The 11,874-nt window shown below is 67.1% G+C and carries 9 protein-coding genes; 4 read left to right on the top strand and 5 right to left on the bottom strand.

The genetic code is table 11. The annotated features are described in order from the left end of the window. Positions 1–62 precede the first annotated feature (62 nt). The 3 genes from VPH46_RS04425 to VPH46_RS04435 form a co-directional block, all read right to left on the bottom strand. A complete protein-coding gene (locus VPH46_RS04425) occupies positions 63–884 on the bottom strand; it encodes an acid phosphatase (protein ID WP_416609225.1) in 822 nt (273 codons plus the stop codon). A gap of 104 nt (positions 885–988) precedes the next feature. Then, positions 989–2,521, bottom strand: coding sequence for an arylsulfatase (locus VPH46_RS04430; RefSeq protein ID WP_125959401.1), 1,533 nt, complete (start codon positions 2,519–2,521; stop codon positions 989–991). Between the two features lie 262 nt (positions 2,522–2,783). Next, positions 2,784–3,638 carry a transporter gene (locus VPH46_RS04435; RefSeq protein ID WP_416609227.1) on the bottom strand — a complete coding sequence of 285 codons (855 nt, stop codon included), beginning with the start codon at positions 3,636–3,638 and terminating at the stop codon, positions 2,784–2,786. A gap of 202 nt (positions 3,639–3,840) precedes the next feature. On the opposite strand from VPH46_RS04435, the gene VPH46_RS04440 reads away from it, so the two are divergent. After that, positions 3,841–4,506 carry a DUF202 domain-containing protein gene (locus VPH46_RS04440; RefSeq protein WP_416609229.1) on the top strand — a complete coding sequence of 222 codons (666 nt, stop codon included), beginning with the start codon at positions 3,841–3,843 and terminating at the stop codon, positions 4,504–4,506. A 47-nt stretch (positions 4,507–4,553) separates the two neighbouring features. Continuing rightward, on the top strand, positions 4,554–5,453 hold the full coding sequence (locus tag VPH46_RS04445; RefSeq protein WP_416609292.1) for a formylglycine-generating enzyme family protein: 900 nt from the start codon (positions 4,554–4,556) through the stop codon (positions 5,451–5,453). 12 nt (positions 5,454–5,465) lie between these two features. Here VPH46_RS04445 and VPH46_RS04450 read toward each other — a convergent pair whose 3' ends face one another. Then, positions 5,466–6,458, bottom strand: coding sequence for a SphA family protein (locus VPH46_RS04450; RefSeq protein ID WP_416609231.1), 993 nt, complete (start codon positions 6,456–6,458; stop codon positions 5,466–5,468). 210 nt (positions 6,459–6,668) lie between these two features. On the opposite strand from VPH46_RS04450, the gene VPH46_RS04455 reads away from it, so the two are divergent. Continuing rightward, on the top strand, positions 6,669–8,126 hold the full coding sequence (locus VPH46_RS04455; protein WP_416609233.1) for an alginate export family protein: 1,458 nt from the start codon (positions 6,669–6,671) through the stop codon (positions 8,124–8,126). Here the strand turns inward: VPH46_RS04455 and VPH46_RS04460 are convergent. After that, positions 8,114–8,725: an outer membrane protein gene (locus tag VPH46_RS04460; protein WP_164521183.1), complete on the bottom strand. Its 612-nt coding sequence runs from the start codon at positions 8,723–8,725 to the stop codon at positions 8,114–8,116. The genes VPH46_RS04455 and VPH46_RS04460 overlap by 13 nt on opposite strands. Positions 8,726–8,894: 169 nt before the next feature. Between VPH46_RS04460 and VPH46_RS04465 the strand changes: the two genes are divergently transcribed. Then, positions 8,895–11,714 carry a cation-translocating P-type ATPase gene (locus tag VPH46_RS04465; protein WP_416609236.1) on the top strand — a complete coding sequence of 940 codons (2,820 nt, stop codon included), beginning with the start codon at positions 8,895–8,897 and terminating at the stop codon, positions 11,712–11,714. Positions 11,715–11,874: the final 160 nt, after the last annotated feature.

An 11,874-nucleotide genomic window follows, 5' to 3' on the forward strand; every position in this document is an offset into this window, starting at 1 on the left:
GCCTTGGCTCTCCAATCAGGGGAAACCCGCTGAATCTTTCGGGACTTGGCCGGGCGACATCTCTAGGACGCGGCGCGGCAAGTACCGGCCGGGGGCGGGGGCGCGCGTGTCGCCTCGGCCTGGGCGGCGAGGATGTCGCGGCGGAAGCCGGGGTCGCCGTGGAGTCGCGCCACCGCGGCGGCCGCGATCGTCCGACCTGCCTCCACGTCGCTTTCCCAGTGCGCGTTGCAGACCAGGCGGCTTTCGCCGAAGTCGCGGCCGCGCGCGAGGATGGCGTCGGCCTGATGCGGCATGATCTCGGTGAAGATCAGGGCCCAGCCCCAGCCGATCGCGCTGTGTCCGGAAGGGTAGGAGCCGTCGGTGCGCAGCGCCGCCTCATCCTTGGGGAAGCAGGTCGCGCCCGCATGGGCGACGAACGGCCGCGTCCGGCGATAGTGGTTCTTGGCCTTGTAGGTCGAAAGGCCGATGTCGATCATCGACTTCTGGAGCAGCCGGTAGAGCACCGGGGTCCGCTTGGGATCGGGAGCGAATCCTGCCGCACAGTCGAAGGTTTGTGTCAGATGTCCGAAGGTCAGGTCCGCGTCCTGCGCCGCCTGCGTCCAGCGGCTGCTTCCCGGCGGCAGGGACATGGCCTTGCTGACCGCCTCGTCCAGGGCGAAGCCCGCGGAGTTCGGGGGCGGCGGGGGCGGCAGCAGTGCCAGGCTGTCGGGAAGCTCCGAGGGCGCAAGATAGCCCTGCGGTGTCGCATGGGCGCCTTGCAGCGAAGGCGGTATCGACGGCGGCGCGTCCTGCGAGACGGCGCCGCTCGATAGCAGGAGCAACGTGCCGGCGAGTACGGCGGCACGCGCCGCCCGACGCACGACGGTTCGGTGGAAAGGCGCCATCGCAACCTCCGGTTTTCGGTTCGGAATGCCGCCCGTCCGTGAGCGGTGCGGCGGGTGCGGGCTCCGCCGGAGAGGAAGCGGAGCCCGCGTGATGATGCGCCGCGTCAGCTGGCGCCGGCGTTCGCGTCGGCCATCTTTGCGATCGCATCGTCAATCGTGAAGCTGTTCGGCCGCTGCACCGGCGGGAACTCTCGGAACGTTTCCGCGAACTTCTTCGCAGCGAGCTGTGCGATGAAGATGAAATAGTCGTTGTGCAGGAACCAGTGGTAATAGGTGTTCGACGTTATGTCGGCATATTCGTACGGGTCGGTGCGCAGGTTGAAGACCTTCGGCAGCCGCAGCCGCGTGAAAGGCTCGGCCCACACCCGCATCGTGCCGGCAACACGCTGCTCCATGAACACGATTTTCCAATTGTCGTAGCGCATCCCGAGAATGTCGCCATCGTCGCTGATGTAGAAGAAGAACTCGCGTGGACTCTTCTCCTCCTCCCCGGTGATATAGCCGAGCAGGCTCATGCCATCGATGTGGTTCTTGTAGGTGCGCCCGATCGCGTCATAGCCGCTCTTCAGCTTCTCAACGACGTCCGGGGCGCCGGCCATCTCGAGAAACGTCGGAAGCCAATCGTGATGCTGGATAATGCCGTTGGCGATCGAACCGGGCGCGATCTTGCCCGGCCAGCGCACGAGCAACGGCACGCGGAAGGCGCCTTCCCAGTTGGTGTTCTTTTCGCTGCGGAACGGCGTCATGCCGCCATCGGGCCAAGTGTTGCGGTGCGGGCCGTTGTCGGTCGAATATTGCACGAAGGTGTCGTCGGCGATGCCGAGCTCGTCGAGGAAGGCGAGCACCTCGCCGATCAGCTTGTCGTGATCGACCATGGTGTCGTGATAGTCGGACTGCCAGCGGCCCGCCTGTCCCTTGCTCTCGGGCTTGGGGTGGGTGAACAGGTGCATGTGGGTGGTGTTGAGCCACAGGAAGAAGGGCTGGTCGTCGTTGGCGGCCCGCTTCATGAAATCCTTGGCAGCCGCGGCGAACTCGTCGTCGACGGTCTCCATCCGCTTCTTGGTGAGCGGGCCGGTGTCCTCGATCCGCTGCTTGCCGACGCGGCCCCAGCGCTCGTGCTCGGTACCATCGTCGGTATCGGTGGCCCAGCTATGGATGACGCCGCGCGGGGCGAACGCCTCGTGGAAGCGCGGATCCTTCGGATAATCCGTCATCTCCGGCTCTTCCTCGGCGTTGAGGTGGTAGAGGTTGCCGAAGAACTCGTCGAAGCCATGGTTCGTGGGCAGCATGTGGTTGAGGTCGCCCAGGTGGTTCTTGCCGAACTGGCCGGTGGCATAGCCCTGCTCCTTGAGGAGCGCGGCGATGGTCGCCGTCTTTTCGTTCATGCCGATCGGCGCCGCGGGGATGCCGACCTTGGAGAGGCCGGTGCGCAGCACGCTCTGCCCGGTGATGAAGGACGAACGCCCGGCCGTGCAGCTCTGCTCGCCATAGCTGTCCGTGAACATCATGCCCTCTCGGGCGAGCCGGTCGATGTTGGGCGTCTGATAGCCCATCAGCCCGTGACTGTAGCAGCTCAGATTGCTGATGCCGATGTCGTCGCCCCAGATCACAAGGATATTTGGTTTGCCTTTGGGCATGATCGGACTCCTTCTTGCCGTTGCGTCGGAAGGGTGCCGAGTCTTGGGACCGGGCGGCATCAGGGCTTTCCCGCGGACCAGCATCGGTCGAGTCCCGGGGCGGCGGTTTGCGCGCGACCGGCGGTGCGCGCAGCCTCGCAGCGGCCCGCTGCGAAGCCGCAGGGACTCGGTCTTGAACTGTTGTCGAGAGGGAGCGGCGCGCCCTGCGCCGGCACGCGGCGATCGGCGAGTCGAGGAGGTCAGCGGCGAGTCGCTGACGCCATCATTCGGGGAACAGGAAGGTCAGGGTCAGCCGCAGTCCCCAGTCGGGCCCGCCGCTCGGCCGCTCGGCATAATATTTGCCGCTCATCGAGATCTGCATGGGCTGCCGGCCGATGCGGATCAGCTGGCCCAGCGTGATGTCGATCGGCACGGTCCACTGCTTCTGCTTCCAGTTGTAGCTCGCCTCGGTGTTCGCACCGATGCTCATGCCGTTGTGGAACGTCTGTGTCAGAAACGGCTGCAGCAAGGTTGCGCTGACGCCCGGCCGGTCATCCTTGCCCGCATAGGACCAGAGATGGTTGGCGAGCATGCCGAGCGTAGTCCCCTTTGGCGTCTGTTTGACCACAAGGGCCGTCGGGCCTGCCGACCATTTGCCGCTGCCGAATTCCTTGTTTCCGATCGGCCACACGACAGCCGGGCCGGCGGCGATCGTGATGCCGTTGATCTGGGGCTTGAAGAAAAAGCTCTGCGTGATGTCGCCGAAGCCGTTCGTGCCGCGCCCGTCCGAGACGGTTCGTTCCTGCGCGATGAACGGCAGGATCGTGCGCGTGATCAGGCTCAGTTCCGAGTTCAGCCGGACCGGGATGACCGGCTGGATGTTGAGCGTATAGCGGTTCGCGTCCGCGGGGCCGAAGCAGCAATCGAGATTGCTCTGCAACGGCACGCTGATCAGTTCCGCCACCGGGTTCGCAACCTGTTGCGCCAGATTGGCATCACTCCCCGGCGTGCCGACACCCTGCGCTGCCGGTGCCGGTGCCGGTGCCGGCGCACCCTGCTCCACGGGCGGATCCTCGGGACCGGCGGACGTCGGGTCCGCCATCAGGAGTACGGCACCGATTGCGCTGAAAAGGGTCATGGCGGCCTCCCTGGCTGATGGGCCATCGTCGCCACGGACCCGCAGGCCAGCCATCGGGATCAACCCGCTGGCAGGGTAGGGCACAAGCCGGAGCGATCGTCCTCAAGCCGGGGTTCTGGCGCTCGCGCCGCTCGGGAGTTGTCCCGATGGGCTTACCGCGGCCGCTCGGCGATTCTTGCCCCTGACAGCAATGGGGAAAGCGATGGCCGAAGATACTCATCTCCAGCGCCCGGCGCCCATGGCCCTGCCGCCGCTACCGCCCGTTCCGGACACCGCTGGCCAGGAAAACGGTGCGGCATCGGTCGAGCTTGCCCGCTTCCGCAGCGAGCTTTCCGAACTCCGCAGCCGCATGTCGGAACACCGCACGGATCTTTCGGAGTTCCGGACCAGCCTTTCCCAGCACCGTACCGATCTTTCAGAGCACCGTACCGATCTGTCCGGCGAACGTACCGAGATGTCGATGCGCCGGACCGGCATGTCGATCCAGCGCACCCGGATGAGCGCGGATCGGACGCTGATGTCGGTGCAGCGGACGTCGCTTTCGCTGATCGGCTTTGGTTTCACGCTGTACCAGACGTTCGACAAACTGCACGACATGGGCACGATCCGTAGTTCGGCAGCGCCTCGGAATTTTGGCGCAGCCTTGATCGTCCTCGGCATCCTGCTGCTGGTCGGCGGCATCTCGCGTCACCTGCAGTTCGCGTTCCAGTTGCGCCACGTCCGGGCGGAACTGAAGGAGGCAGGGCTCGTCCACGGAGAGATGGACTATCCGGTCTCCCTCACGCTCATCACCAGCATCCTGCTGCTCGCGATCGGCGTTCTCGCGATCACGGGCATCGTGTTCCACATCGAGGTATTCGGCGCATGACCGAGACGCGTTTCGAAGCAGATGGTCACGGCAACTCCCACCCGGACATGGTCTGGATCGGCGGGGGTGCGTTCACCATGGGTTCGGACCATCATTATCCCGAGGAGCGCCCCAGCCGGCGCGCGTCGGTGAGCGGCTTCTGGATCGACCGTGCGCCGGTGACGAACCGGCAGTTCGCCGCCTTCGTCGCTGCGACGGGTCATCGCACGATGGCGGAAACGCCGCCGAATGCGGCCGACTACCCCGGCGCGCTTCCCGAGATGCTGGTGGCTGCGTCGCTCGTGTTCGCACCGCCTGCGGGCGCGATCGATCCGCGAGGTCCTTCGTCGCAATGGTGGAGCTTCGTTCCCGGCGCGGATTGGCGGCACCCGACGGGTCCCGACAGCACGATCGAGGGGTCGGAGGACCATCCGGTGGTTCACGTCGCGCTTGCGGACGTGGAGGCCTATGCCGCCTGGGCGGGATTGTCCCTGCCGAACGAGGTCGAGTGGGAGTATGCCGCGCGCGGCGGCCTCGAGGGCGCCGAGTTCGCCTGGGGCGATGCGCTGCTGGTGGACGGCGCCCACATGGCCAACACCTGGCAGGGCGAGTTCCCGCACCGCAACCTCGCGCTGGACGGATGGGAACGGACCTCGCCGGTGGGCAGCTTCCCGGCCAACGGCTATGGCCTGGTGGATATGATCGGCAATGTCTGGGAGTGGACAGCCGATTGGTGGAGCACCCCGGGCGCCATGCGCGGAAGTTGCTGCGGCGCGTCCCTGCAAGACAAGGTCAAGGCCAGCGCCGATCCGGCCGATGCCGCCCGGATCGCCCGCAAGGTGCTGAAGGGCGGATCGCACCTGTGTGCGCCCAACTATTGCCGACGCTACCGGCCGGCGGCGCGTCATGCGCATCCGATCGACACGTCCACGTCGCACGTCGGCTTCCGCTGCGTGCGGCGCCCCTGACGCGGGCGCCGCTCACTCCTTTGCGGGCATCTTCATGTGCAACGGCAGGCTGAGGCTCAGCATGAAGTTCGTGCCTTCCACGCGGTTCTTCGCATCGAACTCCTGCAGGACCTGCAGCCGGATCGTCGCGGGGCTGCGTCCGAGCACGGTGTCATACGCCAGCGTCCCACCCGCCGCGAGCACGCGTCCTCGATAGGCGCCCAGCTTCGCGCCCGCGCCGGTGTCATCGCTCACCTGCTGGAAGTAATAGCCTTGGGCACCCAGCGAGAACTTCGAGGAGAGCTTCTTCTCCGCTGCCAGCTCCGCGTGGAAGTCGTTGCCGGAATTATAGTCGGTGTCTTCGTTGTGACCGTTGAATGTGAAGCCGACCTTGCCGCTGACGTCCCAGCCGGTCTTCGGGTCGAGCCACGTCGCGGCGACTGAAACGTCTCCGGCCCAGCGGTGGAAGGCGATGTTGGCAAGCCTGCCCACCCGGTAATGTCCCACCGGGACGTTGAGCATGCCGCTTACCGCGTAATGCATGTTGCCGCTTTTCCAGCCCATCATCGCCGTGGCGATCGGATCTCCGACCATCAGTGCGGAGTCATGGGTGCGGACGCCGAGCTGGCGTCCGCGCGGCCCGGTGAGCACGGCAGAGGCATCGATCATCGGTGCGCCGACCGGCAGCGTGCCGCCGACCGTCAGGGTGCCGCCGAGCACGTTCGTGCTCGGGACCCAGAGCAGCGTCGTGAAGTTGGCGGCCACCGTCGAATCGACGTCCGCCACGACGTTGCCACCGATGGTGAGATCGCGGCTCGCATGCGAGCTGGCGTCATAGACCATGATGATGTTGTCGAGGTACACGCCCGGCAGCGGCGGCGAGACCGCCGCGCCTGGCCCGCCCGACCCCAGCAGATAGAGACTTGCGCCGTTTTCGTCGGCCATCGCGGGCACTGCTCCCAGCGGGAGCACCGCGGCCGCGATCAGGAACAGGCAGCTATTCTGGTGCAAAGGATCACGCGGCATGACACTCAACCCCTGTTGCGGACCCCTAATCGGTATCGACCTTCCTGACCCGCCAGCATCGGGACATCCCCGAGACGGGGCGGGGGGAACTCCCCCCGGTCCGCCTCAGGATCGTTCTCCGGAACGCGTTTGCGCATGGGTCCGGGGATTCGCCGATCGCGAGACCCGGCCGCCGCGGCGCATTCTCCGGCCCGTGGAGGAGGCGGCGCGGTGTCCTTGGATCGGGTCGGTGGCGGGCAGCGGGTGCGTTCCGGTCCCGGCGCGACGTTCCGCCCGAGCCCGGACCCCGGCCGGACGGTGCGGCTGGCCTTTCTGCTCTCGTGTTTGCCGCTGGCGTGGACCGGCGCGCCTGCCGCACATGCGCAGGAGGCCGAAACCAGCGCTCCCGAGCCGGCGCCGCACCATCCCCTTTCCCTAACCGGGTCGATGCGCGTGCGCTACGAAGCGTTGCGTGGCCAGGCCCATGCCGGGTTTCCGGACACGGATTCGCTGCTCAGCATCCGGACCACGGTGCTCCTCGCCTATGCCCAGGACCGGCTGCGCGCCGGCGTCGAACTCCAGGACAGTCGCGGCTACTTCGGAAAACGGGGCGGCGAAGTGAGCGCGAACGACGTGAACGCGTTCGAATGGATGCAGGCCTATGCCGGGCTGACGGTGGGCAGCGAAGGCCTCGTCCGGGTCGGCCGGGTCAAGTTCGACGTCGGATCTCGGCGGCTCGTCGCGGCGCATGATTACCGGAACACGGCAAGTGCCTTCACCGGCCTGGTCGCGACGCTTCCGGCGAGTGGCGGCACGGCCACGCTGTTCTACACGCTGCCGCAACAGCACCGCCCCGACGACCAGGATGCGGTGCTCGCCAACCGGGTGCAATGGGATCATGAGGGGTTTGACCTGCAGTTCTGGGGCACGCACCTGGCCGGGGTTCCGGTTGGCTCGGGCACGCTGGACATCGGCTATTTGGGGCTGAACGAGCGGGACACGCCCGACGGGCCAACCCGGAATCGCAAGCTGCACAGCCTGGATCTGCGGCTGGCTGATGCGCCGGGGCCGGACGGCGCCGATTTCGAACTGGAGGCAGTGTACCAGTTCGGCTCGATCCGCGCCGACACGACCGCCGATGCCGCCGAGTTGCCGGTCTCCGCCTGGTTCGTGCACGCGGCCGCCGGCTATCGATTCCCCGGCGCCCCTCATGCACGGGTCTCCCTGGCCTATGATCAGGCGAGCGGCGACGGATCGGGCGGGCGCTACGGCCGGTTCGACACGCTGTTCGGGGCCCGGCGGTCGGACCTCGGGCCGGGCGCGATCTATGGTGCGGTCGGGCGGGCGAACATTTTGACGCCGTCGGTCCGCCTGGAGGTGACGCCGAACCAGCGCCTCGACGGCTTCCTCGCCTATCGGGCGATGTGGCTCGACTCCTGCACGGACAGCTTTTCCACCACGGCCGTGCGCGACGCCTCCGGCGGATCGGGGCGCTTCGCCGGGCACCAGGTGGAGGGGCGGGTCCGCTGGTGGCTGCTGCCTCACCGTGCCCAGCTCGAGTTGAATGCGGCCTGGCTAAAGAAAGGGCGCTTCCTCAAGGAAGCGCCCAATGCTCCGTCGACGGGAGATACGCTCTATGGCGCGGTGTCGCTGTCGATCCCCTTCGGCAGCGCCGTTCAGAAGCGGTAGCCGAGGCCGACGACGATCTGGTTCCGGTCGACGTCGAGGTCGTAGCCCCGGACGTCCCCATAGTTCGAATAGCGATATTCGCCCTTGCCATAGAAGCCTTGCGAGAAGCGGTACTCCAGGCCCAGGCCTGCCCGGAAGCCGTCGCTGTCCGCCGCATCGTCGATGGTGTTCCGGCCCGGCACGCTCGGGATGTAGGTGCTCTCGATGCGCAGGTTGGTGTAGCCCGCCTTCACATAGCCGAGGAACTGCGGGGTAAAGGCGTAGCCGAGCCGTGCGCCGATATAGATGTCGCGATCCGCTTCCACGCGAAAGAGATCGGACGGAGTCATGTAGCTCCTGACCGTCGACGAGGTGCCGGCGCCGGTGAGTTCCAGCTCGGCACCGACGACGATGTTCTGCATCTGGTAATCGTACCCAATCGCACCGCCGAACACGAAGTCGTCCTCGGAATCGGACTCGCCGTGCCCGGCGCTGAAATTGTCCCAGCCCGCGATCGCCTCGACCCTGGGGCCCGTGAAACTCCCGTCTTCTTGGGCAGACGCCGGAGCGGCAAACCCGGCCGCGACGAGAAAGATGGTCGCCGTACTCAGAACACGCATCGAACTTCCCTTTCTGCTTGCCGCGTCTAGGTTGCGCATGCGCGGGGGCATCAACATCGGCCAAAACCCGCAAAGCGGACGCGATCACGCCCTATTCCCGTCCCGGCGCAGCGCGGCGCCCTTGGAAGGGGGGATCGATGCCGGCGTGGAGAGAGGCTAATCCAGGCGCATGAGCAGGACCGAGTCAGCCTCGACCCCCGATCCCTCGACGCAGCCGGCAGAGGGCGTGGCTGCATCGCTGGGCGTGGACCCGGAGGCTGGCCTGTCGGCCGGCGAAGCGGCCCGGCGCCTAGCCGAACATGGCCCCAATGCGCTCCGCACCACCGCCGGTCCGTCGCTCTGGCGCCGGATCGCCGCGCAGTTCCGGGATCCGCTCGTCTATCTGCTGCTCGGCGCCAGCGCGGTGGCGTTCCTCGCCTGGTTGATCGAGCATGAGGGCGGTTGGCCCGTCGACACCATCGTCATCCTGGCGGTGCTGCTGGTCAATGCGGCGCTCGGCTTTGCCCAGGAGAACAAGGCCGCGGATGCGGTCGCCGCCCTGGGGCGGATGACGCAGGTGACGTCGTCCGTGCTGCGGGCGGGCGAGCGCCATCGGATCCCGAGCATCGAACTGGTTCCCGGCGACATCCTGCTGCTGGAGGAAGGCGACGCCGTCGGCGCGGACGCGCGCCTGATCGCCGCTGCGGCGCTTCGCGTCCAGGAAGCGTCGCTGACGGGGGAAAGCGAGCCGGTATCGAAGAGCCCGGACCCGCTCGCGGCCGCCGCGCCGCTCGCGGATCGCACGTCCATGGTGTTCAAGGGCACCGCCGTGGCGCAGGGGACGGCACGGGCCGTCGTCACCGCCACGGGAATGGACACGCAGATGGGGGCGATCGCCACGCTGCTCGACGCGACCGAGGAGAGCACGACACCGCTGGAGCAGGAGGTCGCCCGCATCGGCCGCATGCTCGGCCTTGCCGTGGTCGTCATCGCCTTGATCGTGATCGCGTCGGTATTCGCCGTTTCCGACGTCGCCACCTTCAGCGGTGTCGTCGCGGTGCTGCTCCTCGGCGTTTCCCTCGCCGTCGCGGCGGTCCCCGAAGGCCTCCCGGCGATCCTGTCGTTGGTGCTGGCGCTGGGTGTCCAGCGCATGGCAGCGCGCAGGGCGGTGGTGAAGCGGCTTTCGTCGGTGGAGACGCTGGGCGCCGCCACGGTCATTTGCTCCGACAAGACCGGGACGCTCACCCGTTCGCAGATGACGATCCAGCGGATCGCCACCGCCTCCGGCGACAGCCGCGTGGCAGGCGTCGGCTATGTCCCGGAGGGCGCCATCACGGCGCCGGGCGACGCCGTGATCGCAGGCACGTTGAAGGCGGAGCTCGTCGTGGTGCTGAGCGGCGGCAGCCTGGCGAGCAACGCCGGCCTGCATCAGACGCCGGACGGCCTCTGGGAGATCGAGGGCGATCCCACCGAAGCCGCCTTCCTGGTCGCCGAAAAGAAGCTGGGCGCGGACCGGCGGCGCCAGACGCGCTTCGAGCGGGTCGCGGAGCTTCCCTTCACGTCCGAACGCAAGATGATGTCCACCATCGCCCGCGACATGGAGCATGGCGGCGAACTGGTGCTCGTCGCCAAGGGGGCGCCCGATGTGTTGATGCAGCGCTGCACCCGCGTGCGCGTCGGCATGGAGGTGCTTCCCTTCGACGCAGGCCATCGCGCGCGCGCCGCGGGCGAGGTCGAGCGGCTGTCCGGCGAGGCGCTGCGCACGCTGGCGGTAGCCTATCGTCCGCTGGCGGAGGGGGAGGAACGGTCCCTCGACCCGGCGCTGGAACGCGATCTCATCTTCGTAGGGACCGTCGGCATCATCGATCCGCCGCGCGAAGAGGCGGCGGTCGCGATCGCCGAGGCGCACCGCGCCGGCATCCGGGTGATGATGATCACCGGCGACCATCCCCGGACCGCCGCCCGCATCGCCGCACTGCTGGGTATCGCGCCGGCGGATGCTCCCGTGCTGACGGGCACCGATCTGGAGGCGTTGGACGAGGCCGCTCTAGCCAAGGCCGTGCGCGAGACCTCGGTCTATGCCCGTGTCGCCCCGGTTCACAAGCTGCGGATCGTGGACGCGCTTCAGGCGAACGGGGAAGTCGTGGCGATGACCGGCGATGGGGTCAACGATGCGCCCGCGCTCAAGTCCGCCGACATCGGCATCGCGATGGGCGTTACCGGTACCGAGGTGACCAAGGAAGCGGCCAAGATGATCCTGGCCGACGACAATTTCGCCACCATCGTCGTCGCCGTGCGCGAGGGGCGCGCGATCTTCGACAACATCCGCAAGTTCCTGCGATACCTCTTGTCCTCGAACATGGGCGAGGTGCTTACCGTCTTCCTGGGCGTGATCGGGGCCGGGATCATCGGATTGGACGAGGCCGGCGAAGGCAAGACACTGGTCGTGCCGCTGCTTGCGACGCAGATCCTGTGGATCAACCTCATCACTGACTCGAGCCCCGCCCTCGCCATGGGCGTCGATCCGGAGACGGAGGACGTGATGACCCGTCCGCCGCGGCGGTCCGGAGAACCCGCGATCGACGCCGCCATGTGGCGCGGTGTCCTGGAAATGGGCCTGGTGATGGCGATCGCCACGCTCCTCACCATCGACCTTTTCCTGCCCGGCGGGCTGTTCGAGGGAGGCCATGCGCTCGAGTATGCGCGAACGGCGGGCTTCACGGTCCTGGTGTTCGCCCAGTTGTTCAACTGCTTCAGCGCCCGCTCGGAAACGGCCAGCGCCTTTCGCCACCTGTTTGCCAATCACTGGCTGTGGGGTGCCGTGATCCTCTCGGCGTTGCTGCAGGTTGCGGTCGTCCATCTGCCGCTTCTCAACGCCGCGTTCGACACCACCCCGCTCACCGGTGCCGACTGGCTGCTGTGCCTGGGCATGGGGAGCGCGGTGCTGTGGTTCGCCGAGGCGCGCAAATGGCTGCTTCGGCGGATGGCGGCGGTTCCGGCGAGCGCCTGAGCCGGCTGTCCTTCGGACATCAATCCAGGTTCCGCTGAATGTCCGACAAATAATTCGTATGATTAAGAGCACGAAGCAAAGTTGAAGAAACTATTCCGGCTGGTCTTGAAAGCGCTTGTGAAAGCCGAAGAACTGGCGTTACGATAGCGGTCACATAGCC

Origin of the sequence: Sphingomonas sp. MJ1 (PH-R8), from assembly GCF_048058635.1 — a bacterium.
Classification (GTDB): Bacteria; Pseudomonadota; Alphaproteobacteria; order Sphingomonadales; family Sphingomonadaceae; genus Sphingomonas.